Genomic DNA, 23944 nt, shown 5'->3' with positions numbered 1-23944 from the left:
ACGCAGACTCCGTGACCTACCTGATCACGCAATTGCGACGAGAACTGGATGAGGGCGCCTGAACGGCGCCCTCGGAACCTGAGTGATCAGTCTTTCTGGTCACGCAGGATATTGCCCGATGCGCCATCGATACGCGCCTCATAAACGGTGCCATCGGACTTGCGGCCTTTGACTTCCCAGTAACCGTTGTCATCCGCCTCGGCGGCGTAAACCTCGACATAACCGGCCTTGGTCTTGGCCACCTCAATCGCCTTTTCGATGGTGATCCAGCCCGCGCCCGGTTTATCGGCCAGGGCGGCGCCCGCACTCATCAACGCAGAGGTTGCACACAGGGCGATTAATGTTTTCTTCAGCATTTTCGTACTCCATTGGGATTGACTGACATATGTCCTGAATTTTTTAGGTCGCCCCAAACGAGAATAAGTTCCAATTGATGTGCAATCGCCATGATGGCTGTTCTCGCCGCCTGCCCCGGGAGGTTAGAATGTGGGAAATCAGGATGAGTTAATGAGCGAAAAGTCCCTCTCAGAAGCCGAATATGACGCCATCACCGACGCCGCCGCGCATTGGTGCATGCGCCTGCACGCGGGCGATTGCACGGCCGGTGAACGTCAGGCTTTTGCGCAATGGCATGATTCCCACCCGCTGCACGCGTTTGAATACGCCGCGATGCTGGAGATCTGGGACGTCGCCGACCACCTGCCGCGCCATCAACCCACGCCGGTGGTAGCGCCCTTCAAGAAGCCACGCAGTCGCCTGCGCACCTACGCGGTCGCGGCAGCGATCTGCCTGGCCGCCCTGCCCATCGCCGCGTTCACTGGCTGGGAAGCGGGCTGGCTGCCCAGTTCTTATGAGCGCTTCGAGGCTGCCAGCGGTTTGCGCCAGGTTAAGCTCGGCGATGGCAGCCAGGTGGAACTCAACCTGGGCACTGAGTTGGTCTACAGCCATTACAAAGACCAGCGCCGCGTGACCCTGAAGAAAGGCGAAGCGTTCTTCAAAGTCAGCCATGACGCGACCCACCCGTTTATCGTGCACGCCGGCGAAGGTCAGGTGCGGGTCACGGGCACCCAGTTCAACGTGTGGAAGTATGAAGACCAGGTGCGCGTGATACTGCTCGAAGGGTCGGTGCAGATCGCCAGCGACAGGGTGCATGGCAGTGTGCCGCTCACCCCCGGCATGCAAGCCAGCTACCAACAGGGTGACGCCACGCCACGCGTCCAGGCGATCAACCCCAACGACATCGCGCTTGCCTGGCGCCAGGGTAAGCTGATTCTCGACAACCTGGCCCTGGCCGACGCACTGCCGCTGATCAACCGCTACCTGAGCAAACCGGTGATGCTGGCCGACGCCAACACCGGCACGATTCGCATCGGCGGTATCTACAACATCAACGAGGTCAACAACCTCGTGCCCTCCCTGCCCAAGGTCCTGCCGGTCTACCTGACCCAGAACCAAGACGGCAACCCCGTACTCAACGCCATTCCGCGTAAAACCCCAAAAGGCTGAGCCCTTGCCAGCAGGCACGGGCTTTTGCATGCCCGAAGTGTCCGAATTTTTTACACCTGCCTGCCCTGAACCGCCCATGGTGAGCGCGTTCATCGTTTTGTCATGCGTGGTGTTTCAACGTTGATACAGCGAGGTGAAGCGGTTGTGCAATGGCGCGGCAGGTGTGGCTTGAGGGCGTGTTGTCTCACTGCTGATACAGGGCTGCCATCACTTTGCCGTGTGTTAACTCCAACCCATTGAATAGCCACGAAATATCAAAAGCGGCACGGCTTCTGCTCTCTCCTTGACAACGCTGTTTAGGGTCAGCGTGAAGAATAAGGAATGCCGCCGTGATCACACTCACTCAAGGTTCGATGAACGTACTGCTGGCCAGCTGTGTACTCAGCGCCAGCATCAGTCTTCCGACCCTGGCGGGTGACGGCGTGATCGTGACAGGCCGCGACGTACAGGGTCACATGTACGGTCGACCTGCATTCGGTAAAGACCCCTACCCCACCACTGCTAACGCCAATCCGAGTCGCGAGATCCTGAGTTCCACGGGAGAACTCAGTGACATGGACATCCGTGGCATCAGCAGTGGCTCGAGTATCACTCGCTCTGTCCTTCCAAACGGCACTATTCCTGGGCTGAACAACACCCAGGGCAGTGTGTCGACACTCGGTTCCGGCACAGCCGTCGGCCATGGTGCCGGTGCTGCCATGGGCGGGCAGATCAGTGACTCGATCCAGCGTGGCATGGCGCCCTTGAACGGTATCGGCAGCATGATGGGGGGCAAATAATGAAACCTTCCCTGCTCCTTCTCGCCCTGCTGGGCAGCGCCTCGGTCATGGCTGACAACACCGCCGTGATGAACAACAGCGGCCAAGCCTACAACGGCAACTTGATGATCAACCAAGCAGCCGGCAACCAGCAGCAGACCGCCAATAACCGCGCCGTTGCTCTCGGTGGCCAGGCGACGACCAGCAATATCCAGCGGATGGACGGCAAGGTCGACCCCTCCCTGAACGCCAAGGCGGCGATCGAAGGTACTTCTTTTACCAATGGCAACGGCATGTTGGGCATCAACCAATCGGCCGGGGCTAATAACCAATCAGTCAATGCGGTGCGGATCAGCGTCAATCCTGGCCCGCAAAGCATCGACGACAGCGTCCTGTTGCAACAGAACACGACGACGCTGGCAACCGACTCAGGGCTCACCCCCACCACTGGCAGCCGCCAGGTCGTGACAAGCGACCAGGCCTTCACCGGCAGCCGAGGAGTGATTCAGGTGAACCAGAGTGCTGGGGTGGGGAACCGAGTGGCTAACACCCTGGGCATCACTATCAAGTAACCGCTTGGTAGCACGCGTAGACCGTACCAACACTTAACCAACTAATTAGAAGCAAGGAGAAACACCATGAAACCTCAAATGGCCCTGAAACCAATGGTTTTCGCTCTCGCCGCACTCATGGCTGCTGCTGCTCAAGCAGGTGGCTGGCACCCAGCGCCTCAACCTACCGGCGTGGTTGCCTCCGTAGTGACTGATGTTCAAAACAGCGCGGGCAACAAGTTCGATGACACCAAAACCGAAAACAATGCCTCTGCCGATGGCTCGGTGACCGGCAACAGCGGTAACACCGGTGTGAACGTTCAAGCCGGCAGTGGCAACCAAGCCGACAACTCCGGTGCCATCTCCAGCGCTAAAGGCGACTTCTTGACCGTGTTTGCCGTAGTCGATGTGAATCAAAACAGCGGGCTGAACAACTTTGTCAACAAAGGCACGCAAAACAACGCCTCCCTGGACAACTCGGCTAACGGTAACTCCGGCAACCTGGGCTACAACGGCCAGGCCGGTCAAGGCAACCAAGGCAAAAACAACCTGGCAATCACCACGGCTGATGGCAAAAACATCGCAGCCGCCGCCAACACCGAGCAAAACTCGCTCGCCAACAACTACCTCAACACCGCTGCTACCAGCCACGGTTATGGTTATGGCAGCAAACCTCAGTATGTATCGAACAACTCCAGCCTCGACAACTCGGTTAACCGCAACTCCGGCAACGTAGGTGTGAACCTGCAATCCGGTGCCGGTAACCAAGCCAGCAACAGCCTGTCGATCGGCCAGGGTTGCAGCGTCTGCGCCAGCGGCGTGCGCTTCTGATCCAACGGGGCCTTGGCAACAAGGCCCTTTTTTATTCCAGTGTCCAGCAGGTCAGACGATCATGCGCCTCGCGACCCTCACCCTCCTGATGTTGCTCACCGGCCCTACCTGGGCAGGCACCATGGCGATCTCTGCCATGCCTGGCGGTGCAGTCATCTACAAGAAGGTCGAGAGTATCCGTGAACGCCGGTTCGCCAACCTGGTGGAACAGAAAACCGATTTCAGCTGCGGTGCTGCGGCACTCGCCACCATTCTGCGCCAGGGCTATTGGCTCGACGTCGACGAAGACCATGTGATCAAAGGCATGCTGGTCAATGCAGACCAGGACCTGGTACGCACCCAGGGTTTTTCCATGCTGGACATGAAGCGCTACCTCGAAAGCATCGGCATGCGTGCCCGGGGCTACAAGATCGGGCCGGAAACCCTGGCGACGGTGAAAATCCCCGTGGTGGTGCTGCTGGAGATTCGTGGCTACAAGCACTTCGTGGTCTTGCAGCGCGCGGACAAGGACTGGGTCTACATTGGCGACCCGGTGCTCGGCCACAAGCGCTACTCACACGATGACTTCGTCAATGGCTGGAATGGCATCGTCTTCGCCGTGCTGGGTGAAGGTTACGACAAGGCCAACGCCTTGCTCGACCCGCCCCTGCCCCTGACCGCCAAGAACCAGTTGAATGAGTTCAGGCCGGTTGGCGATGCCGAGCTGATGGATTTCGGTTTCATCCAGAGCGACTTCTTCTAAGAAGCGCAATAAGGGGCAGGACGCTCCAGGAGCAGAAGATGAACACTCCCCGTTGGCTGACGGTCTTGTGTCTGGCAGCCTCAATGCCCGCTTATGCTTCGTCGGGGTTCAAACCGATCGAACTCAAGGACTCGGAAATGGCCGAACTGCGCGGCCGCTATGTGATGCCTGGGCGAATCATCAGCTTCGGTATTGTCATGAGCAGTACGTGGACCAATGCCGTGGGCGACACCATCACCGGCAAGGCCAGCATGCAAGTCGACTCGTCCACCATCACCCCGCAGTTCTACGTACAGACCACCGGCTCGACAGGTAACGGAACAAATCCCAACACGGGCACGGGTAATGTCAGCGGAGGGGCCGGCCTGGGCACCGGTTCGGGCGTGACCCAAAGCGTGCGCACCGCCGGCGACGGCAACACCGCCTATAACAATGTCGGCATCAACGTCACCGAGAACGGCTTTGCCCCTTCCAACGTCGTGCAATCCGGGCATGTGCTGGTGGCCGGCGGCACCGTGACCGGCGATAGCGCGGCAGGCCGCGTGAGTGTGTCGGCCAACAATGGCGGCTTGCAGATGGCGATCCAGGGCAACCATAACCAAGGCAATAGTCTCCAGCAGATTGGCGGCGGCCAAGTACTGCAAGGCACTGTATTGACGGGTGATAGAAACTTCGTCAGCAACATGACCCAGCTCAATGTGGTGATGAACAACGGTTTGAACAACCCGGCACTCAATTGCAATCTTGATCAACTCAAAGGCCTACGCACTCTCGGTTATTGAACTACGCTGACCCTCGACACTTACGCATTAGAAAAGGACGGCTTATTTCATGCATCGATCGTTATCGCTACGTGCGGTGGTCTGTTTAAGTACGCTCTTGCCCGGATCCATGTTGTATGCCGCGCCAGATGCCGATATCGAAACCCTCAAACGAGAACTTCTGGAACTCAAACAGCGGTATGAAGTGCAGCAAAAAGCCTTGGCGGTGTTGGAACAACGTGTGCGCCAGGTCGAAGATACGCCGTCGACACCAGCGCCCAAGCGCCTGGCGAAGTCCCCTGCTGACTTCCAGAAGGCCAGCGGTGCCACCGTGGCAGGCACTGGCGCTGCGGCCGCATCCGGTGGAGCGGGCGGCGGGGGCAGTTCCTATGGCCAGTCCCTCAAGGACGATTCGGCGCCTGCGCAAAGCGTGAGCAACCTCTATAACGAAGCCAGTGGTTTCTTTGGCAACGGCAAGTTCAGCTTTGAAACCGGCATCACCTACGCGCGCTATGACGCGCGCCAACTCACGCTCAACGGCTTCCTGGCGCTCGACTCGATCTTCCTCGGCAATATCAACCTGGACCGAATCAAATCGGATAACTGGACCCTGGACCTGACCGGCCGCTATAACCTCGACAACCGCTGGCAGTTCGACGTGAACGTGCCGGTGGTGTACCGCGAATCAACCTACCAGTCCGGTGGTGCTGGCAACAATGGCAACGCCACGTCTGAGGAGTCGGTAACCCGCGACCCCACCATTGGCGACGTCAACTTCGGCTTGGCCTACAAGTTCCTGGACGAAACCCCTACCCTGCCCGATGCCGTGGTGTCGTTGCGCGTAAAAGCGCCTACGGGCAAAGAACCGTTTGGCATCAAACTGGTACGCTCCACTGCCAACGACAACCTGTATGTGCCGGAAAACCTGCCGACGGGTAACGGCGTCTGGTCTATCACTCCGGGCATCTCGCTGGTCAAGACCTTCGACCCGGCCGTGTTGTTTGGCTCGTTCTCCTACACCCACAACTTCGAAGAGTCGTTTGACGACATCAGCAGTGACGTCAACCAGAAAGTCGGCGGCAAAGTCAGCCTGGGTGACAGCTTCCAGTTTGGCGTCGGCGTAGCCTTCGCGCTGAACGAAAAAATGAGTATGTCGTTCTCGGTCTCAGACCTTGTGCAGCGCAAGAGCAAGCTCAAGCCCAACGGTGGGGACTGGCAATCGGTGGTGTCCAGCGATGCGAACGCCGGCTACTTCAACGTGGGGATGACCATTGCCGCGTCGGATAACCTGACGATCGTGCCGAACCTGGCGATCGGCATGACGGATGATGCGCCAGACTTCACGTTTAGTCTGAAATTTCCGTACTACTTCTAGTGGTGTGTTTGAGGGCCCCTCAAGATCACCATTGCCGACAGCCAAAAGGAAAAGCCCCGCAACGATAAGGGTCGTTGCGGGGCTTTTCGGTTTACCCGCCCTAGCGGATCTGGTGTTTGTGCAGCAACCGGTAGAACGTGGGCCGGGAAACCCCCAGCACGCGGGCCGCGACACTCAGGTTGTCGCTGTGCCGGTTGAGCACGTCGCACAGCGCCTGGCGTTCGGCGCGGTGTTTATAGTCTTCCAGTGTAGCCATCGGCGGCGAAATTGCCTGTTGCCCAGGCAATCCCAGATCAACGGCTTCTATCTGGCGCCCTTCGGCCAGTACCAGGCCCCGGCGCACACGGTTGGCCAGCTCGCGGACATTGCCCGGCCAAGCGTGTTTGCCCATCGCGACCAGCGCCTCGTCACTGAAGCTGCGCGGGCGCCGGCCGGTTTCCTGGCTGTAGAAACGTGAAAAGTGGTTGGCCAGCATCGCCACGTCGCCATGGCGCTCACGCAGCGGCGCGGTGACCACTTGCAAGACGTTGAGGCGGTAGTACAAGTCTTCGCGAAAGGTGCCCTTCTCGACTGCGGCCTCAAGGTCCACGTGAGTCGCCGCCAACACCCGTACATCCACCGGAATCGGCTGGCTGCCACCCACGCGCTCGATCTGTTTCTCCTGCAGGAACCGCAGCAGGTTGGCTTGCAGTTCCATCGGCAAATCGCCGATCTCGTCGAGAAACAGCGTGCCGCCGTTGGCCGCTTCAATACGCCCGATCTTGCGCTGATGGGCGCCAGTAAACGCGCCCTTTTCATGGCCGAACAGTTCGGATTGGATCAAATGCTCCGGAATCGCCCCGCAATTGATCGCCACAAACGGCTTGGCGTGGCGTTGGGATTGGCGATGCAGGGTCTTGGCGACCAATTCTTTACCGGTGCCGCTGTCACCGCGGATCAATACCGGGGACTCGGTGGGCGCCAGTTTGGCCAGCAATTTGCGTAATTCGCGGATTGGCCGGCTGTCTCCCAGCAACTCATGCTCGGGCTCATCCACGGGGGTGTGGCCCTTGCCCCGCAGGCGCGCCATGCCGAAGGCGCGGCCCAGGGTGACCTGCACGCGGGCCACATCGAACGGCAAGGTATGGAAGTCGAAAAACCACTCACAGACGAAGTCGCCCACATTTTGCAGGCGTAACACATCCTGGCTGAGGACGGCGATCCACTCGGTACCGCTACGGCCGATCAGTTCCTTGACCGCCTCGGGGCGCTCCAGATGGTAAGGCTGCAAGCGCAGCAACCCCACGTCGCAGGAGCGCTCGCCCACTGCCTCAAGGGCACAGCTGTCCACCTCCCACCCAGCGGTGCGCAAACCGGGCAATAGCCCGTGGCAGTCGTCACAGGGGTCGACCACGAGCAAGCGACGCTGCACAGGTGTAACAACCATGACTATTCCTTGGCGTCAAAATTGTTAAAGTTATTTAGAAACAACGGTTTGTGACGCCTGGCGGTAACACTAGCAAGATCTTGACGCGGCCCTTGTACCGTTTCGCGATAAGTCTGGGCAAAAAGCCACCTCGCCACGCTTAGCGCAAAAAAGTTCAGGGTTGCCGAAACTTTCAATTAGCTTTCAAAACAGCCGCTTACATGACGTTAATCACTAAACGTCGAAAATAGTTGCTCTAACATGTGACCCGTACCCCGCGATCGTGCATCAGTACAAGTAACCCGCCGCACGGTCAGCCCAACCGCCGGCACTCACTTGAATGGGCAATGAGAGAGAACCCACATGAACGCCCCGCTCCGCATCAACGAAGCTCTTTTGATCGCAGACCGTGCCTTCCAGCCCTTTCAGTGCGTGGCCTGGCACGATGGCAATGGCGCCCTCAGCCTGAGCGTCATCGACCGCACCAATACCCGTATCGGCAGCAAACAATTGTCGTCGAGCACCTATAGCGACCCGGCGCAGTTGGAAAACTTGCTGTTGCAAGCCCGCGCCGAACTCGACAAAGATGGCCACCAGTTGCAATCCTGGGCAATGCCGAAGTAAGTCGGCACTGTAACTTGCGCGCCGTGGATTAATGGCGCGCAAGTTCAGTGTTAGAGCGTCAGTCGCTTATTGGGCGGCGAGGATAAACCGTTCAAAGGCTTGCGCCGCGCCATCCTCAATGTTGCTGCCGGTCACCACACTGGCCTGGCGCTTGACGGCTTCTTCCGCCTGCCCCATCGCAATCGAAAACCCCGCCACGTGAAACATCGCCGGGTCATTGCCGCCATCACCGATCGCTGCCGTCTGCTCAATAGGCACACCCAGGTGCGCGGCCAAGGTCTTCAAGGCCTCGCCCTTGTTGGCCAGCATCGCCGTCACGTCCAGATACACTGGCTGTGAACGCGACACATGGGCCAACCCCTGCACCTTAGGCTGCAATTGCGCCTCCAGCTCCACCAGCAACTGCGTGTTGTTACTGGCGGCGACGATTTTGTCGACCCGGTCCAGGTAAGGCTCGAAACTCTCCACCACGACCGGTCCGTAACCCAGGCCATCAGCCTCGCGCTGCACCATGGGCCCCGGCGGATCACGGCGCAGCCAGTCGCCATCGGCAAACACCCACACTTCCACGTCCGGCTCGCCCGAGAACAACGCCAGCGTCACCAGTGCCGCTTCCGCCGGCAGATGATGGGCAACCAGGATGCTGCCATCCGGGTTGATCAGGGTGCCACCGTTAAAACCCGCCACTGGCACATCGATACCGAAGGCTTCGATCAGTTGCAACATAGCCTTGGGCGGTCGCCCGCTGGCCAAGCTGAAAAACACCCCGCTGTCGCGCAGCGCACGCACCGCGTCGGCAGTGCGTTGGCTGAGGCGGTGATCCGGATGCAGCAAGGTGCCATCCACGTCACTGAGGATAAATCGGATGGGATGAATCGCTGCGTCACTCATCCGAGGCTATGCCAGGTACGCCCATCACGGGCCAGCAAGGCATCGGCGGCTGCCGGACCATCTTCACCCGCCTTATAGGCCTGGATGCCGTCATCTTCCTTCCAGGCATCGAGGAATGGCTGCACCGCACGCCAGCCGTTTTCGATGTTGTCGGCGCGCTGGAACAAGGTCTGGTCGCCGGTCATGCAGTCGTAGATCAGGGTTTCGTACCCGGTCGATGGCTGCATCTCGAAGAAGTCCTTGTAGGCAAAGCCGAGTTGGATATTCGCCATGTCCAGGGTCGGCCCGGGCTTTTTCGCCAGCAGGTCGAACCACATGCCCTCGTTGGGCTGGATCTGGATTTTCAGGTAGGTGGGCTTGAGCTCGTCCACCTCGGTGTCGCGAAACTGCGCATAGGGCGCCGGCTTGAAGCAGATGACGATCTCGGTGTCGCGCACGCTCATGCGTTTGCCGGTGCGCAGGTAAAACGGCACGCCGACCCAACGCCAGTTGTCGATCATCACCTTGAGGGCGACAAAGGTCTCGGTGCTGCTGTCAGGCGCCACATTGGCTTCTTCGCGATAGCCCGGCAGTTGCTTGCCGCCGATTTCACCGGCGGTGTACTGCCCGCGCACCGAGTTGGCCCGCGCATCTTCCAGCGACCAGGGGCGTACCGCACCAATCACCTTGGCTTTTTCACCGCGCACAGCGTCGGCACCAAAGGCCGCGGGCGGCTCCATGGCCACCATCGCCAGCAACTGGAACAGGTGGTTGGGCACCATGTCGCGCAGGGTGCCGGTTTTTTCGAAGAAATTGCCCCGGGTTTCAACGCCGACGGTTTCGGCGGCGGTGATTTGCACGTGGTCGATGTAATGGTTGTTCCAGAACGCTTCGAACAGCACGTTGGAGAAACGGCTGATCAGAATGTTCTGCACCGTTTCCTTGCCCAGGTAATGGTCGATGCGATAGATCTGCTTCTCGCTCATCACCTTGAGCAGGCTGGCGTTCAGCGCCTCGGCGGTGGCCAGGTCGGAGCCGAAGGGCTTCTCGATAACCACGCGACGGAAGCTGTCGTCGGTTTCCGTCAGCAGGCCGGCACTGCCCAGGCGCTGCACCACTTCGCTGAAGAAGCGCGGTGCGGTGGCCAGGTAGAACACCGCGTTGCCGGTGCCACTGTCGGCGATCTTCTTGCCGATGTCGGCATAGGTGCTGTCGTCGAGAAAATCGCCCTCGACGTAGCTGATACCCTTGGCCAATTGCGCCCACAGCTCAGGGTCCAGGGCATTATCGGCATTGCCCTTGACCTTGCTCGCGGCCTCGGTGCGAATGAAGTCCTCGAGCTTCTTGGCGAAGTCGGCATCGCTGATGGCGTTGTGGTCAACGCCGACAATGCGCAAACCGTCGCCCAGCAAGCCGTCACGGCTGAGGTTGTACAGCGCCGGCATGAGCAGGCGCTTTACAAGATCACCATGGGCACCAAACAGAAACAGGGTGGTGGGTGGAGCGGGTTCGGCCTTGGGTTTCTTGCCGTTGGCGGTCATTTTTTGGAAGTCTCCACGTGACCACCAAAGCCGAAGCGCATGGCAGAGAGCATTTTGTCACCGTAGGTGCTTTGCTGGCGCGAGCGGAAGCGGGCGAACAGCGAAGTGGACAGCACCGGTACCGGCACGGCTTGTTCCATGGCGGCTTCGATGGTCCAGCGGCCTTCGCCACTGTCGGCGACCGAGCCGGAGTAACCGTCGAGTTTCGGGTCGGTGGCCAGGGCGTCGGCAGTCAGGTCCAGCAACCAGGACGAGACCACGCTGCCACGGCGCCAGACTTCGGCGATGTCAGCCACGTTGAGGTCGAAGCGCTGGTCTTCCGGCAGGTTTTCCGAGTTCTTGGTCTTGAGGATGTCAAAACCTTCGGCGAACGCCTGCATCATGCCGTACTCGATGCCGTTATGGATCATCTTGACGAAGTGCCCGGAACCCGCAGGGCCGGCGTGGATGTAGCCCTGCTCGGCGCGCGGGTCGGCGCTGGCGGAACGGTCCTTGGTGCGCGGGATGCTGCCCAGGCCAGGGGCCAGGCTCTTGAAGATCGGATCAAGGCGCTGCACGGTCTCGGCATCGCCACCGATCATCATGCAGTAGCCACGTTCCAGGCCCCAGACGCCGCCGGAGGTGCCGACGTCGACATAGTGCAGGCCTTTTTCAGCCAGGGCCTTGGCCCGGCGAACGTCGTCCTTATAGTTGGTGTTGCCGCCGTCGATGATTGCATCACCGTCTTCCAGCAGCGTGCTCAATTCGTTGATGGTGTCTTCGGTGGGCGCGCCCGCTGGCAACATGACCCACACGGTGCGCGGCTTTTGCAGCCCGGCAACCAGGGCCTTGAGGTCGGCGACGCCGGTGGCGCCCTCTTCGCTCAGGCCTTTTACAAATGCTTCGTTACGGTCGTAGACAACGGTGGTATGCCCATTGAGCATCAGGCGCCGTGCAATATTCCCGCCCATGCGGCCTAGTCCGATAATCCCCAGTTGCATGTGCTGATGCTCCTAACTACTAAAAAATGTGTGACATAGTTTATAGCGCAATGAGGCTAATGAGGGTTAGTCCAGCGCGGTTACGTGTAGTTTCATGGAAAAAAGTTGCCATCGTTTCACCATCACGGCACAGAAAGTCACACGACCATCAAAAATAAAAAAGTTCCCTTGCCCGCAAAAAGAATTCAGAATTACCTCCGACTGCTGCCGAGAACCTCGACTCAAGCGTTCTGGCACACCGCGATACACCGGCTATTTGCGAGGTAAGCAATGAGCACTGCACAGATGAACCGTCCGCCACAGACCCTCTACGTCACTATCCGTCGTGACGAGCTGCGCCAGTTGAAAGACGAACGCGAACAGTTGCAGCAGGAAGTCATGCGCCTGCGCTCGCACATCATCCAAGCCCAGCTGGACCAGCCTACCGGCGCCCAGCCTGCACTCTGCTAAGCCTGGTCATCACTTTGTAAGATAACGTCTACACAAATCTCACAAAGTTTTCACACGCCCCTCCCGATACTCCCGCCCGAAGGGCCACCCCATGCAAGGGTGGCCTCTGTTGCGCGCAGCCCTGCGTGTCGACTGAAAATTACCGGGTTGGAGCGCTGGATGGCGATGTTCGAACGCAGCACCAAGTCTGCGAAAGGCTTTGATTGGGCTGGCCTTGGCTGGCTATTCCTGTTTTTCTGGTATTTCTCGGGTATTACCCAACTGCTGATCCAGCTCAGCGGCACGGCCGGTTTCAGTGGTTTTCGCCAAGCGTTCTTCATGAGCGCGATCTGGCTGGCGCCGCTGCTGATATTTCCCCGTCGTACACGTTTGATCGCCGCCTTGCTCGGTGTGGTCTTGTGGGCCTGCTCCATGGCCAGCCTGGGATATTTCTTTATCTACCAGCAGGAATTTTCCCAAAGCGTCATCTTCATCATGTTCGAGTCGAACATCTCCGAGGCAGGTGAGTACGCCACACAATACTTCGCCTGGTGGATTGTGCTGGCGTTCATTGCCCACACCGCCGTCGCCATTTTCCTCTGGACCCGCGTACGCCCCGTTTACCTGCCGCGTGGCCAGGCACTGCTGGCGGCGACCGCGATCCTGGTGGGCATCATTGGCTACCCGTTGGTCAAGCAGATCGCCCGCAGCGATACCCTCGACGATGCCCTGGATCGCTTCGAATCGCGCATCGAGCCCGCCGTGCCGTGGCAGATGATCGTCGCCTACCGCCGCTACACCGAGCAACTGGACAACATGCAAGGCATGCTCGACAGCGCCAGCCAGATTCCGCCATTGACCAACCTCAAGGACACCATGGCCGGCCAACCGTCGACCCTGGTGCTGGTGATCGGCGAGTCCACCAACCGCCAGCGCATGAGCCTCTACGGCTACCCGCGCAACACCACGCCAGAGCTGGACAAGCTGCGCGACCAATTGGCGGTGTTCGACAACGTCATCACCCCGCGCCCCTACACCATCGAAGCACTGCAACAGGTACTGACCTTCGCCGACGAAGAAAACCCGGACCTGTACCTCAAGACCCCTTCGATTGTCAGCGTGATGAAACAGGCGGGCTACAAGACCTACTGGATCACCAACCAGCAGACCATGACCAAGCGCAACACCATGCTCACGACCTTTTCCGAACAGGCCGACGAGCAGGTGTACCTGAATAACAACCGCAACCAGAACGCCCGCCAATACGACGGTGATGTGCTGGCACCGTTTTCCAAGGCCCTGGCCGACCCGGCGGAACGCAAATTCATTGTGGTGCACCTGTTGGGCACCCACATGAGCTACCAGTACCGCTACCCGCCGACCTTCGACAAATTCACCGACCGCCAGGGCGTCCCGGCGGGTGTGAGCGACGATCAACTGCCTACCTACAACAGCTACGACAACGCCGTGCTGTACAACGACTTCGTGGTGTCGAGCCTGATCAAGGACTACGCCAAGACCGACCCGAATGGCTTCCTGCTGTACCTGTCAGACCATGGCGAAGACGTGTTCGACTCGGCGGGCCACAGCACGTTGGGTCGCAATGAAGCCAACCCGACGGCGCCGATGTACACCATCCCGTTCATGGCCTACGCCTCGCCGAAATGGCGTGAAACCCACGACTGGAGCTTTGCGGGCGACTTGCAGCGGCCTTACAGCAGCTCGCAGTTGATCCACACATGGGCGGACCTCGCCGGCTTGAGTTTCAACGAGCTGGACCGTACAAAAAGCCTGGTAAGCGACAACTTCAGGCCGCGCCCGCAGATGATCGGCAACCCCTACCTACGCCAGCAGAAGCCGCTGATCGACTTCAGCCTGATCAAGCCCAAGAAGGTCAACCCGACCGATGTGGTGCTTCAGGAACCGCCCGCTCTGTAACAGAAAGATAACAATCATTCTCGTTTAAGCCTAAAGTTCCCCTTCTCCTTTCGTCTTTGAGCCATGGCCTTTTCTTACTGAGAAGGCCGCAAAGACGACAAGGAGTCTTCCGCGATGTTCGCGCCCTTTACCCGTTCCATGACCCTCAGCCTCGGCCTGTTAAGCGTGGTCGCCAGCCCGGAGCTGCTGGCTGAAACCGTCCCCGAAAACAAAACCCTCGAACTCGGCGCCACCAGCATCACCGCCGAAGGCCTGGGTGCTACCACCGAGCACACCGGGGCCTACACCACCGGTTCCATGAGCACCGCCACCCGCCTGAACCTGTCGGTCAAGGAAACCCCGCAATCGATCTCGGTGATCACTCGCCAGCAGATGGATGATTTCAACCTCAACACATTGACCGATGCGCTGCGCCAGACCACTGGGGTGACAGTCCAGCACTTGGATTCGGACCGTGCTGGCTACTCATCGCGGGGCTACTCCATCAACAATTTCCAAGTGGATGGCATGCTCAATACCTTTGGGCGCATGAAGTCCGACTCCGACACCATCATCTACGACCGTATCGAGGTGGTACGCGGCGCGACCGGCCTGACCACCGGTGCGGGCGACCCCTCGGCCACGGTCAACATGATCCGCAAACGCCCGACTTCGCAGTGGCAAGCCAAAGCGGGCGTCAGCGGCGCCAGCCATGACAACTACTACAGCTACCTGGATGTGGGCGGCCCACTGGCCTTTGATGGGCGCCTGCGCGGACGTACCGTGATGGCTTACCGCGACAGCCAATCCTTTCGCGATAATTACGCCCTGCAAAGGGAAGTCGGCTACGGCATTCTCGAAGCCGATCTGACGGACGACACCGTGGTAGCCGTAGGCTTCGATTATCAGAACAAACATGTGCAGGGCACCTCATGGGGCACACTGCCCTATTGGAACAGCGATGGCAGTAAGGCTCGCCTGTCGCGCTCCGCCAATATGGCCACCGACTGGAGTTCCTGGCCGCTCAAGGACAAGACCACCTTTGCCTCCCTTGACCACAAACTGTCCGAGAACTGGCGCCTGAAAGCCGCCTATACCCACCGGCAGAGCGATACCGACGGCAAGGTATATTACGGCGGCGCGGGTTTCCCGAATCCGGACGGTAGCGGCATGACCGCCTGGACCAACCAAATGGTCGGTACCTCGAAGATGGATGCCGTGGACTTCAACCTCGCCGGCGCCTACTCACTGCTGGGACGCGAGCATGAATTGATGGTGGGGTATGGGGAGTCGCAGCAAAGGGATTCTTCACCCTACCAGCGTTACAGCACACCCGAAGGCTACGAAACCATCCCTGATTGGCAACACATGGGCGGGATCGTCAAGTTCCCCGACCGCACCACCGGGCTCAAGGGCCCACACTCACGCAAACAACAGAAGGCCGGTTACCTGGCCACTCGACTGAGCCTGACCGACAGGCTGCACGCGGTACTGGGCAGCCGCTATGGCAGTTGGGAAATCGAAAGTACCCCGGCTGAATACGACGCCAATAATCAACGCGTCCCCGAACCCAAAACCCGCCAGACCCACAACGACATGTGGACGCCCTACGCCGGGCTGCTCTACGACCTGACGCCGGAATACACGGTGTATGCCAGCTACACCGATATCTTCAACCCGCAGGACGAACGCGACGCCAGCAAGAAGTACTTGGAGCCGGTGGTGGGCAGCAACTATGAAATCGGCCTCAAGGGCAGCCTGCTGAACGAGCGGTTGAACCTGGCCACTGCGTTTTTCTGGAGCACCCAGGATAACGTAGCTGAACTCGACAACACCGCCCCACCAGACCCGGTCACCCGCGAGCAGTTCTACAAATCCGGTGGCAAAGGCAACAAGGTGCAGGGCTTTGAAGTCGAGGTGTCAGGCGAAGTGATGCCCGACTGGAACCTCACCGCTGGGTACACCTATACCCACTCGCTCAACGGCGATAAGCAACGCAACAACACCGATCAGCCGATGAACTTGCTGAAGATGTCGACAGCCTATCGCCTGCCCGGGGAATGGCGCGGGTTGACGGTGGGGGGTGCTGTCAATTGGCAGAGCGACTTCTACGCATTTGCCGGGCGTCCAACGGGTGGCCGCGATCAAGACGGCGACCTCATCACGACACCGACCAAGATCACCCAACAGGCCTATACCGTCGTCAACCTGATGTCGCGCTACCAGTTCGACGAACATGTCTCGGTGTCGGTCAACGTCAACAATCTATTTGATAAAAAATATTACGAACGCGTCGGTTTTTATAATGGCGTGTATTGGGGCGACCCGCGCTCGATCACCTTGGCACTCGACTGGAAGATGTAAGAATTTATAACCCGAAGTTAACGAAATTGTTAACTTCGGGATTTTTTAGCGTTAATTCCTACTTAATAAACCCACCCCACACTCGCCCCATGAATCTGATCAAGGACAGAGCGGATACCGATCACTCTTAATGGGAACACTGCCATGAAACTCTCGACCTTGATGCTTGCCAGCCTGATGACCCTGACGTCTGCCGCCGCCTTTGCCGAAGGCGGTTCCGAGCGTTCGAAGGAGTTCTACAACAACTTCACGTTCATGCAGCAAAAGACTCACGGCACGGCTGAACAAACAGCTCAGGCTGATGGCAAGAACGTCAAGAAAGAGGCGGCCGATCAATCCACCGCTGAGCAACAACCGAATACTTGATTCAACGGCATACCTGATTTAACCGCACTACCCCTTACCATCCCGCTCCTTTGGCTAGGGTCTACTTGGCGCCATTTAATACATGGCGCCTTTTTTTTGCCTGTTATTTATTAAAGTGGTTTATTCCAGAACAACATGCGTCCGTGGGCGGGATCAAATACCGAGTCATCAAACCCAAACTTGCGATACGCCGATTGCGCCACGGCATTTCCCTCCAACACCTCCAGGGTGATCTTGCAGCAGCCGCGCTGACGGGCGATTTCCTCGACCTTCTGCAGCATTTTCTGGCTCAGCCCCAAACCACGAAACGAGTCCATCACCACCACATCGTGGACGTTGACCAGCGGACGACAGGCAAATGTGGAGAACCCTTCAAAGCAATTCACCAAGCCCGCCGGTTCACCGCCGACAAACGCCAGCACGCTGAACGCATGGGGACGCTTGGCCAGCTCGCCCGGCAGTTGCTCCAGCAGGTCAGCGGGCAGGCTGTGGCCACCGCCCATGGGGTCTTCAGCATAGTGGTTGAGCACACGGCCAATCGCTTCGGCATGCACGGGGTTGGTGTAGCTGGCTTGCAGCACCAGGATATCTAGGGTGTCCATGTCCATCCTCGATCACAACTAAAAGGGAATCGGCTCCCTGTGAGGGGCACGATTGTAAGCATGGAGCAGGTGTCAGATGAAGGAGATTAACTACAAAAATACGCCTGAAAACGCGAAGGTTCAGCGGGTGTAAAAGCGCAATCAGGCGATTCCTGGATTTTTTCGCACAGACTCAGCCGAAACGCTGCAACTGCATTTCCTGCAGCCGGCTGAGCGTCCTGCGGAAGGGAAATTCCAGGTAGCCTTCGGTATAGAGACACTCCAGCGCCACCTTGGCCTCGATGAACAGCGGCACTCTTCGGTCGTAGCATTCGTCCACCAAGGCGATAAACCGGCGCACGCTGTCATCGTGCACCGACAACTGCGGCAATTCACGATCACCGGCCACCACGCGCTGTGCGCCGTCTTCGGTGCCACGGGCAATCCGGCCAGGGCGTTTTTGCGCGCTGAGGTTGGGCACTTCACCCAGTAGGATCGCCTTGAAGCGATCACACAACAGCATGAAGTCCATCGCCGCCAGGGGTGGCTCGCACAGGTCGGCGTAGCGGCACCAGAGCACCGTGTCGCTGGCCTGCACGGCGATGATGGAACGATGCCCCACCACCACCGGCCCGCTGCAGGTTGGCTGGCTTTCAGCTAATTGCGCGAACACGCCGGCCAGTGCCTCGGGCTGGTTGACCCAGTAACGCTGAATGCCTACCCCCGGGTGCAACCGGTGGTCCTCTGCGCCATCCACCGCGACCACGTGCATATGCTGCTTTATCGCCGCGATCCCCGGCAAAAAGCGCTCGCGGTTGAAGCCCTCGGCGTACAGTTGGTCAGGCGGCTGGTTGGACGTGCAGACCATCACCACACCTTCCTCGAACATCACCTGGAACAGGCGCCCAAGGATAATCGCGTCGCCGATGTCATTGACGAACAACTCATCGAAGCACAGCACGCGCACTTCCTGGCTCAGCTCCCGAGCCAGGGCCTGCAAGGGGTCCTCGATGCCCGTCAGCTGGAACAGGCGCTGGTGCACCCAGCCCATAAAGTGATGAAAGTGCTGGCGCCGCGCAGGCACCCGCAGGCTCTGGTAGAACTGGTCCATCAGCCAAGTCTTGCCACGCCCCACGGGGCCCCACAGGTAAACGCCGGTGATCGGCGCATGGCCGTGATGCAGGGCTTGGTGGCAGGCTTGTAAGGCGTCCACGGCGCGGCGCTGGGCGTCATCGGCGACGAAACCCTGTTGAGCGATGGCGTGTTGATAGGCAGCGAGGGGCGAGTCGAAAGTCATGCCCGCGATTATGACCTACAGGGAAATATCCAGCCGTGAAATCTTGCCCTGTTCGTTCAACCGAAAGGTGTAGCGCAGCTCCAAGGGGCTGCCCGGGAAATTGCCGGACACGCTGTTGCTGACCAGCACCTTGCCGGTACGGTGTTGCACCTTGAGCACTTCGACCCGCGGCTGATAACGACGCCCGGTGTCCTCCATCCAGCGCGCAATCGCGGCAGTGCCGACCTGGTGCTGGCCCTCATCGAACACGTTGGCATCCTCGGCAAAGCACTGGGCCACAGCCGAGGTGTCGAGGGTGTTGGCCGCCGCGATATAGGCCGCGATGGCCGGTGCCAACTCAGGAATAGACATGGCACAGCTCCTTTCTTGGTGATTTGTGAGGCCATGCTAAGCCAGTGTTGTGTCAGTTTTTGTCAGGAGTAAAAGGCCCGGATTCATTTTGCTCCAGCAGCTTGCGCCAGGCCCGCAGCCAGTCACTGCGGCGCCCCGGATAACGCTCGCCGAGCGCTTGGGCACTCGCCACGCGGTCGGTGCGGAAAGTGCGGTAGGCGCCGCGCAGCTCACACCAGGCCACGACTACCCGCACCTCATTCAAGAAACCCAGGGCCAGGGGCCAGATCAGGCGCTGGCTCTGGGTCTGGCTGGCGTCCGCATAGTCGATATGCAGCTTGGCCTGGCTGCGAATAGCCTCGCGAAACACGTTGAGGGGGACGCGGTTTTCCGGGTAACCGAACCCAGGCGGGCCGGGCAACAGCGTAGGGTTGCGCAAGGCTTCCTGGGCGGCCGGGTCGAGTACGTCGGCGATCTTCGCCAGGGCATTGGCGGCGGCGCGGCTGAGCACCTCATCGCCGCGCTGGTCCACGTAGCGCAAGCCGAGCACGATGGCTTCGGTTTCCTCGGCGTTGAGCATCAAGGGCGGCAGAAACAAGCCACTGCGCAGCACATACCCTACCCCCGCCTCGCCAAAGATAGGCGCACCCAGGGCGGTCAATTCGGCGATATCGCGGTACAGCGTACGCTCGGACACCTCCAACTGCGCCGCCAGCACGGCAGCGGTCACCGGTCGTTTCTTGCCCCGTAGGGCCTGCAGCAAAGTCAGTAGACGAGTGGTACGCGACACAGGAATGCCTGCCGAGAAGGAAAAAGTGACGCAGCTTAGCAGAGCCCCCTGTCAGAAAACGTCAGCAGTAAAAAAGCCCCTTGACCGAATACATTACCAAGATCATATTAAATACATGTTACTAAACATGTAAGAAAATCACTGCCTCAGGAGTCCTTGTATGCGCAATAAAGTCTTTGGCCGCCGCAGCGGTCTGCAGGTATCTGAACTGGCCTTGGGCACCGGTAATTTCGGTACGGGCTGGGGCCATGGCGCCGAGCGCGATGAAGCCAAACAGATCTTCGACGGCTACCTTGAGGCCGGTGGCAACTTCCTCGATACCGCCAACGGCTATCAGTTCGGCCAGGCGGAAAAGCTGCTGGGCGAATTTATCGCCTCCGAGCGCGACAACCTGGTCGTGGCCACCAAGTACACCCTGCGCACCCAACCGTCCGATGAAGGCACGATCAGGCTCGGCAACAACCGCAAGAACCTGGTCCGCTCGGTGGAAGAAAGCCTCAAGCGCCTGAACACCGACCGCATCGACCTGCTCTGGGCGCACATGAGCGACAACGTCACGCCCATGGAAGAGATCCTGCGCGGCCTCGATGACTTGGTCCGCGCCGGCAAGATCCACTATGCCGGCCTGTCCAATTTCCCCGCCTGGCGGATTGCCCGCGCCGACCTGTTGGCCGAAGTGCGCAGCTTTGCGCCCATCATCGGCATCCAGGTGGAATACAGCCTGGTCGAGCGCACTGCCGACCGCGAGCTGCTGCCGATGGCCGAAGCCCTGGGCCTGGCCGCCACGCTGTGGTCGCCCCTGGGCGGCGGCTTCCTGACCGGCAAGTACCGCAACACCCAGGACGACAACCGCGCCAACAAACTCGGGATCCTGGTGCACGCCGAGCACAGCGCCCGCGAAACCGCGGTGCTCGACGCACTGCTGGCGGTCGCTGGTGAAGTCGACGCCACCCCCACCCACGTTGCCATTGCCTGGTTGCGGGAAAAAGCACGGCGCTCGACCACGGCGCTGATCCCGATTCTCGGCTCGCGCACCCGCGCGCAACTGGACAGCACCCTCGGCGCCCTCGACGTGCAACTGTCGGCCGAGCAGGTCACCCGCCTCGACACCGCCAGCGCCATACCGCTGGGTGTGCCGCACGGGATCATCGCCGAGCGTTTCCCCCTCGATAACGGCCTCGACACCCCTCGCCCGCCCGTTATCTGAGGCGAAAAAAAACGGCCTGTTAGACAGGCCGTTTTTTTATTCAACGTGGCAGCTTAAGCCAGGCTTTTGCTGACCACCTCAAACACGTCACTCGACAACTCACCGGACGCCAGAATGCGCTCCAGCTCCGCCTTCATCAGCGCCTGACGCGCGCTGTCGTATTTGCGCCAGCGGGTCAGCGGCGCCAGTTGGCGCGAAGCGATCTGTGGGTTGAAGCCATTGAGCTGAATCACCAAGTCCGCCAGGAAGCGATAACCCGAGCCGTCCGCTGCATGGAAGTTGATCAGGTTCTGCCCGGCAAAGGCGCCGATCAAGGCACGCACCTTGTTCGGGTTCTTCAGTGTGAACGCTGGGTGCTCCATCAACGCCTTGACCCGCGCCAAACCGCCCGGCAACGTGCTGCCAGCCTGCACGCTGAACCACTGGTCCATCACCAGCGGGTTGTCCTTGAAGTTTTCCGCAAACACCGCCAGCGCCTTGGCCTTCTCTGCTTCGAATGGCGAATTCACCAGCACCGCCAGCGCGGTCAGGCGCTCGGTCATGTTGTCGCTGGTGTCGAACTGTTCGATGGTCGCCGCCAGCACTTGCGGCTTGCCGCTGAGCATCAGGTACGACAGCGCAATGTTCTGCAACGCGCGACGGGCAAAGTGCTCGGCGGCCGCCACGTATGGCGTTTGCTTGGACAGTTCGCGATTGGCCTGGTAGCGCAGCCAGAGGGCTTCATGCAGGTTGTCCGCCAGTTGCTTGCGTGCGAATTCACGGGCGGCGTGGATGGCATCCACATCCGCCACGTCGCTGATTTCGGTCAGGTAGGCCTCACCCGGCAACGACAGCATTTCTGCCACCATGGCCTGGTCCAGGCTTTCGTCGCTCAACACACTGCGCAGCGCAGTGATCAAGCGCTGATCCATGTGCAAGGCCTGGCCCTGTTGATGCTGGGCGATCAACTCCTGCAACACCTGCACCGACAACTGCTGGCCGGCATCCCAGCGGTTGAAGCCGTCGCTGTCATGCTGCATGAGGAACATCAGTTGGTCGCGGGTGTACGGGAAGCTCAGCTTGACCGGCGCCGAGAACCCACGCAGCAGCGAAGGCAACGGCTGCTCGGCGATATCAACGAAGGTAAAGGTCTGCTCGGCCTCGGTCACCGAGATCACGCGCGACGTGGCGCCAGCGGCCGCTTCACCGGCCAGGCGCAAGGCAATACCAGCGCCCTTGGCGTCCAGCAAGCCCAGTTCCACCGGGATCACGAACGGCAGTTTTTCCACCTTGTCCGGGGTTTCCGGGCAGTTTTGACGGAAGGTCAGGCTGTAGGTCCTGGCCGCGGCATCGTAGGACTCGCTCACCACCAGACGCGGCGTGCCGGCCTGGCTGTACCAGCGTTTGAACTGGGTCAGGTCGGCGCCGTTGGCGTCTTCCATGGCCTTGATGAAATCGTCGCAGGTCACGGCCTGGCCGTCGTGGCGTTCGAAGTACAGGTCGCTACCTTTGCGGAAGCCCTCGGCGCCGAGCAAGGTGTGGATCATGCCGACCACTTCCGAGCCCTTTTCGTACACGGTCAGGGTGTAGAAGTTGGAGATCTCGATAAAGCTGTCCGGGCGCACCGCGTGGGCCATCGGGCCGGCGTCTTCGGCGAACTGGTGGGTACGCAGGTACGCCACGTCCTGGATGCGCTTGACCGTGGCCGAGTTCATGTCGGCCGAGAAACCCGAGTCACGGAACACGGTGAAGCCTTCCTTGAGCGACAGCTGGAACCAGTCGCGGCAGGTCACGCGGTTGCCCGACCAGTTGTGGAAGTATTCGTGGGCAACAATCGCCTCGACCCGCTGGTGCGCGGCGTCTGTCGCGGTTTCGGCGCGGGCCAGCACGGCACTGGAGTTGAAGATATTCAGGCCCTTGTTTTCCATGGCGCCCATGTTGAAATCATTCACCGCCACGATCATGAAGATGTCGAGGTCGTACTCGCGACCGTAGGTTTCTTCGTCCCAGCGCATGGATTTTTTCAGGCTGGTCATGGCGTGCTGGCACTTGTCGATGTTTTCCGGCTCGACGTAGATGCGCAGCGCGACCTCGCGGTTGGTCATGGTGGTGAAGGTGTCTTCGACACACCACAAATCACCCGCAACCAGCGCAAACAGGTACGCCGGCTTTTTGAACGGGTCTTCCCAGGTTGCCCAGTGACGGCCATCTTCGCCGGGGCCGCTGGCGATCGGGTTGCCGTTGGACAACAGGATCGGGTAGCGGTGTTGCTCGGCGATCACCGTGGTGGTGAAGGTGCTCATCACGTCCGGGCGGTCGAGGTAATAGGTGATCTTGCGGAAGCCTTCAGCCTCGCACTGGGTGCAGAACATGGTGCCGGACTTGTACAGGCCTTCCAGGGCGGTGTTGGTTTCCGGGTGGATTTTTACCGTGGTATCCAGGGTAAAAGTCTCGCTCTTCGGATGCACCGTCAGGTGACTGTCGGTCAGTTGATAATCATCGGCCGTCAGTTCCTGATCGGCCAGGTTCACACTCAACAGCTCCAACTGCTGGCCGTCCAGCACCAGCGGCGGCAAACCGGCGCCGCGCTCAGGGTTGCGGCGCATCACCAACTGCGCGTGAACCAGGCTATGGTCCTCGAACAACTCGAAGGTCAGGTGCGTCTCTTCGATCAGGTAGTCCGGCGCCTGATAGTCCTTCAGGTAGATCATCTTCGGTTGTTCGGTGCGCATGGGTGGCA

The 23944-nt window shown here is 59.7% G+C and carries 23 protein-coding genes; 13 read left to right on the top strand and 10 right to left on the bottom strand.

What is annotated here, in order from left to right:
* Positions 1–86: 86 nt before the first annotated feature.
* Complete coding sequence (locus KHP07_RS17805; protein WP_099492653.1) at positions 87–356, bottom strand: PepSY domain-containing protein; 270 nt, start codon at positions 354–356, stop codon at positions 87–89.
* A gap of 151 nt (positions 357–507) precedes the next feature.
* On the opposite strand from KHP07_RS17805, the gene KHP07_RS17800 reads away from it, so the two are divergent.
* The 7 genes from KHP07_RS17800 to fapF all read left to right on the top strand — a co-directional run bounded on the left by KHP07_RS17800 (position 508) and on the right by fapF (position 6524).
* The gene (locus KHP07_RS17800) at positions 508–1506 is read left to right on the top strand and encodes a FecR family protein (protein ID WP_214497647.1); all 999 of its coding nucleotides are present in this window, start codon (positions 508–510) and stop codon (positions 1504–1506) included.
* Positions 1507–1835: 329 nt separating this feature from the next.
* Positions 1836–2285 carry a fibril amyloid chaperone protein FapA gene (fapA, locus tag KHP07_RS17795; RefSeq protein WP_099492649.1) on the top strand — a complete coding sequence of 150 codons (450 nt, stop codon included), beginning with the start codon at positions 1836–1838 and terminating at the stop codon, positions 2283–2285.
* Positions 2285–2836: a fibril amyloid subunit FapB gene (gene fapB, locus KHP07_RS17790; RefSeq protein WP_099492648.1), complete on the top strand. Its 552-nt coding sequence runs from the start codon at positions 2285–2287 to the stop codon at positions 2834–2836. The genes fapA and fapB overlap by 1 nt, the downstream gene beginning before the upstream one ends.
* A 66-nt stretch (positions 2837–2902) precedes the next feature.
* Positions 2903–3646 (top strand): amyloid-like fimbrin subunit FapC, encoded by a 744-nt coding sequence (gene fapC, locus KHP07_RS17785; protein ID WP_214497646.1) that lies wholly within the window; start codon positions 2903–2905, stop codon positions 3644–3646.
* A 61-nt stretch (positions 3647–3707) separates the two neighbouring features.
* Positions 3708–4388: a fibril amyloid maturation endopeptidase FapD gene (fapD, locus tag KHP07_RS17780; RefSeq protein ID WP_078048127.1), complete on the top strand. Its 681-nt coding sequence runs from the start codon at positions 3708–3710 to the stop codon at positions 4386–4388.
* A gap of 38 nt (positions 4389–4426) precedes the next feature.
* Positions 4427–5170 (top strand): fibril amyloid subunit FapE, encoded by a 744-nt coding sequence (fapE, locus tag KHP07_RS17775; RefSeq protein ID WP_078048126.1) that lies wholly within the window; start codon positions 4427–4429, stop codon positions 5168–5170.
* Positions 5171–5219: 49 nt separating this feature from the next.
* On the top strand, positions 5220–6524 hold the full coding sequence (gene fapF / locus KHP07_RS17770; RefSeq protein WP_099492644.1) for a fibril amyloid transporter FapF: 1305 nt from the start codon (positions 5220–5222) through the stop codon (positions 6522–6524).
* Between the two features lie 100 nt (positions 6525–6624).
* On the opposite strand, the gene KHP07_RS17765 is transcribed toward fapF, so the two are convergent.
* A complete protein-coding gene (locus KHP07_RS17765) occupies positions 6625–7950 on the bottom strand; it encodes a sigma-54 dependent transcriptional regulator (RefSeq protein ID WP_214497645.1) in 1326 nt (441 codons plus the stop codon).
* Between the two features lie 342 nt (positions 7951–8292).
* Between KHP07_RS17765 and KHP07_RS17760 the strand changes: the two genes are divergently transcribed.
* Complete coding sequence (locus tag KHP07_RS17760; RefSeq protein ID WP_078048123.1) at positions 8293–8553, top strand: DUF1652 domain-containing protein; 261 nt, start codon at positions 8293–8295, stop codon at positions 8551–8553.
* A 66-nt stretch (positions 8554–8619) separates the two neighbouring features.
* On the opposite strand, the gene KHP07_RS17755 is transcribed toward KHP07_RS17760, so the two are convergent.
* From KHP07_RS17755 to gnd, 3 genes are read right to left on the bottom strand one after another with little or no spacing between them, the layout of a single operon-like run.
* Positions 8620–9444, bottom strand: a complete 825-nt coding sequence (locus KHP07_RS17755; protein ID WP_214497644.1) for an HAD family hydrolase — start codon at positions 9442–9444, stop codon at positions 8620–8622.
* Complete coding sequence (zwf, locus tag KHP07_RS17750) at positions 9441–10964, bottom strand: glucose-6-phosphate dehydrogenase (protein WP_078048121.1); 1524 nt, start codon at positions 10962–10964, stop codon at positions 9441–9443. Before zwf ends, KHP07_RS17755 begins: the two co-directional genes overlap by 4 nt.
* A complete protein-coding gene (gene gnd, locus KHP07_RS17745; RefSeq protein WP_034104618.1) occupies positions 10961–11944 on the bottom strand; it encodes a phosphogluconate dehydrogenase (NAD(+)-dependent, decarboxylating) in 984 nt (327 codons plus the stop codon). The genes zwf and gnd overlap by 4 nt, the downstream gene beginning before the upstream one ends.
* Positions 11945–12214: 270 nt before the next feature.
* Here gnd and KHP07_RS17740 point away from each other — a divergent pair, with 270 nt between their 5' ends.
* The 4 genes from KHP07_RS17740 to KHP07_RS17725 all read left to right on the top strand — a co-directional run bounded on the left by KHP07_RS17740 (position 12215) and on the right by KHP07_RS17725 (position 17020).
* Positions 12215–12394 carry a DUF6026 family protein gene (locus KHP07_RS17740; protein ID WP_143523178.1) on the top strand — a complete coding sequence of 60 codons (180 nt, stop codon included), beginning with the start codon at positions 12215–12217 and terminating at the stop codon, positions 12392–12394.
* Between the two features lie 159 nt (positions 12395–12553).
* Positions 12554–14311, top strand: a complete 1758-nt coding sequence (locus KHP07_RS17735) for a phosphoethanolamine transferase CptA (RefSeq protein WP_099492638.1) — start codon at positions 12554–12556, stop codon at positions 14309–14311.
* 114 nt (positions 14312–14425) lie between these two features.
* Complete coding sequence (locus KHP07_RS17730) at positions 14426–16654, top strand: TonB-dependent siderophore receptor (RefSeq protein WP_214497643.1); 2229 nt, start codon at positions 14426–14428, stop codon at positions 16652–16654.
* 144 nt (positions 16655–16798) lie between these two features.
* On the top strand, positions 16799–17020 hold the full coding sequence (locus tag KHP07_RS17725; RefSeq protein WP_078048118.1) for a hypothetical protein: 222 nt from the start codon (positions 16799–16801) through the stop codon (positions 17018–17020).
* Between the two features lie 110 nt (positions 17021–17130).
* On the opposite strand, the gene KHP07_RS17720 is transcribed toward KHP07_RS17725, so the two are convergent.
* From KHP07_RS17720 to KHP07_RS17705, 4 genes are all read right to left on the bottom strand, one after another.
* A complete protein-coding gene (locus tag KHP07_RS17720; RefSeq protein WP_214497642.1) occupies positions 17131–17622 on the bottom strand; it encodes a GNAT family N-acetyltransferase in 492 nt (163 codons plus the stop codon).
* Positions 17623–17794: 172 nt separating this feature from the next.
* On the bottom strand, positions 17795–18898 hold the full coding sequence (zapE, locus tag KHP07_RS17715; RefSeq protein ID WP_214497641.1) for a cell division protein ZapE: 1104 nt from the start codon (positions 18896–18898) through the stop codon (positions 17795–17797).
* A gap of 15 nt (positions 18899–18913) precedes the next feature.
* Positions 18914–19249, bottom strand: coding sequence for a nuclear transport factor 2 family protein (locus KHP07_RS17710; RefSeq protein ID WP_078048115.1), 336 nt, complete (start codon positions 19247–19249; stop codon positions 18914–18916).
* 52 nt (positions 19250–19301) lie between these two features.
* Positions 19302–20018 (bottom strand): helix-turn-helix transcriptional regulator, encoded by a 717-nt coding sequence (locus KHP07_RS17705; protein WP_078048114.1) that lies wholly within the window; start codon positions 20016–20018, stop codon positions 19302–19304.
* A 160-nt stretch (positions 20019–20178) separates the two neighbouring features.
* On the opposite strand from KHP07_RS17705, the gene KHP07_RS17700 reads away from it, so the two are divergent.
* Positions 20179–21225, top strand: a complete 1047-nt coding sequence (locus KHP07_RS17700) for an aldo/keto reductase (RefSeq protein ID WP_214497640.1) — start codon at positions 20179–20181, stop codon at positions 21223–21225.
* A 53-nt stretch (positions 21226–21278) separates the two neighbouring features.
* Here the strand turns inward: KHP07_RS17700 and pepN are convergent, their stop codons facing one another.
* On the bottom strand, positions 21279–23936 hold the full coding sequence (gene pepN, locus KHP07_RS17695) for an aminopeptidase N (RefSeq protein ID WP_214497639.1): 2658 nt from the start codon (positions 23934–23936) through the stop codon (positions 21279–21281).
* Positions 23937–23944: the final 8 nt, after the last annotated feature.

This window comes from Pseudomonas sp. VS40 (assembly GCF_018587885.1).
GTDB lineage: Bacteria > Pseudomonadota > Gammaproteobacteria > Pseudomonadales > Pseudomonadaceae > Aquipseudomonas > Aquipseudomonas pergaminensis.
Note: the sequence above shows the minus strand (reverse complement) of the source record. Positions and strands in the feature narration are given on the sequence as shown.

What these genes read in the sequence shown, in the direction of transcription:
- KHP07_RS17805 (WP_099492653.1), bottom strand. Translation starts at nt 356, where the DNA reads ATGCTGAAGAAAACATTAATCGCCCTGTGTGCAACCTCTGCGTTGATG.
- KHP07_RS17800 (WP_214497647.1), top strand. Translation starts at nt 508, where the DNA reads ATGAGCGAAAAGTCCCTCTCAGAAGCCGAATATGACGCCATCACCGAC.
- fapB (WP_099492648.1), top strand. Translation starts at nt 2,285, where the DNA reads ATGAAACCTTCCCTGCTCCTTCTCGCCCTGCTGGGCAGCGCCTCGGTC.
- fapC (WP_214497646.1), top strand. Translation starts at nt 2,903, where the DNA reads ATGAAACCTCAAATGGCCCTGAAACCAATGGTTTTCGCTCTCGCCGCA.
- fapD (WP_078048127.1), top strand. Translation starts at nt 3,708, where the DNA reads ATGCGCCTCGCGACCCTCACCCTCCTGATGTTGCTCACCGGCCCTACC.
- fapE (WP_078048126.1), top strand. Translation starts at nt 4,427, where the DNA reads ATGAACACTCCCCGTTGGCTGACGGTCTTGTGTCTGGCAGCCTCAATG.
- fapF (WP_099492644.1), top strand. Translation starts at nt 5,220, where the DNA reads ATGCATCGATCGTTATCGCTACGTGCGGTGGTCTGTTTAAGTACGCTC.
- KHP07_RS17765 (WP_214497645.1), bottom strand. Translation starts at nt 7,950, where the DNA reads ATGGTTGTTACACCTGTGCAGCGTCGCTTGCTCGTGGTCGACCCCTGT.
- KHP07_RS17760 (WP_078048123.1), top strand. Translation starts at nt 8,293, where the DNA reads ATGAACGCCCCGCTCCGCATCAACGAAGCTCTTTTGATCGCAGACCGT.
- KHP07_RS17755 (WP_214497644.1), bottom strand. Translation starts at nt 9,444, where the DNA reads ATGAGTGACGCAGCGATTCATCCCATCCGATTTATCCTCAGTGACGTG.
- zwf (WP_078048121.1), bottom strand. Translation starts at nt 10,964, where the DNA reads ATGACCGCCAACGGCAAGAAACCCAAGGCCGAACCCGCTCCACCCACC.
- gnd (WP_034104618.1), bottom strand. Translation starts at nt 11,944, where the DNA reads ATGCAACTGGGGATTATCGGACTAGGCCGCATGGGCGGGAATATTGCA.
- KHP07_RS17740 (WP_143523178.1), top strand. Translation starts at nt 12,215, where the DNA reads ATGAGCACTGCACAGATGAACCGTCCGCCACAGACCCTCTACGTCACT.
- KHP07_RS17735 (WP_099492638.1), top strand. Translation starts at nt 12,554, where the DNA reads ATGGCGATGTTCGAACGCAGCACCAAGTCTGCGAAAGGCTTTGATTGG.
- KHP07_RS17730 (WP_214497643.1), top strand. Translation starts at nt 14,426, where the DNA reads ATGTTCGCGCCCTTTACCCGTTCCATGACCCTCAGCCTCGGCCTGTTA.
- KHP07_RS17725 (WP_078048118.1), top strand. Translation starts at nt 16,799, where the DNA reads ATGAAACTCTCGACCTTGATGCTTGCCAGCCTGATGACCCTGACGTCT.
- KHP07_RS17720 (WP_214497642.1), bottom strand. Translation starts at nt 17,622, where the DNA reads ATGGACACCCTAGATATCCTGGTGCTGCAAGCCAGCTACACCAACCCC.
- zapE (WP_214497641.1), bottom strand. Translation starts at nt 18,898, where the DNA reads ATGACTTTCGACTCGCCCCTCGCTGCCTATCAACACGCCATCGCTCAA.
- KHP07_RS17710 (WP_078048115.1), bottom strand. Translation starts at nt 19,249, where the DNA reads ATGTCTATTCCTGAGTTGGCACCGGCCATCGCGGCCTATATCGCGGCG.
- KHP07_RS17700 (WP_214497640.1), top strand. Translation starts at nt 20,179, where the DNA reads ATGCGCAATAAAGTCTTTGGCCGCCGCAGCGGTCTGCAGGTATCTGAA.
- pepN (WP_214497639.1), bottom strand. Translation starts at nt 23,936, where the DNA reads ATGCGCACCGAACAACCGAAGATGATCTACCTGAAGGACTATCAGGCG.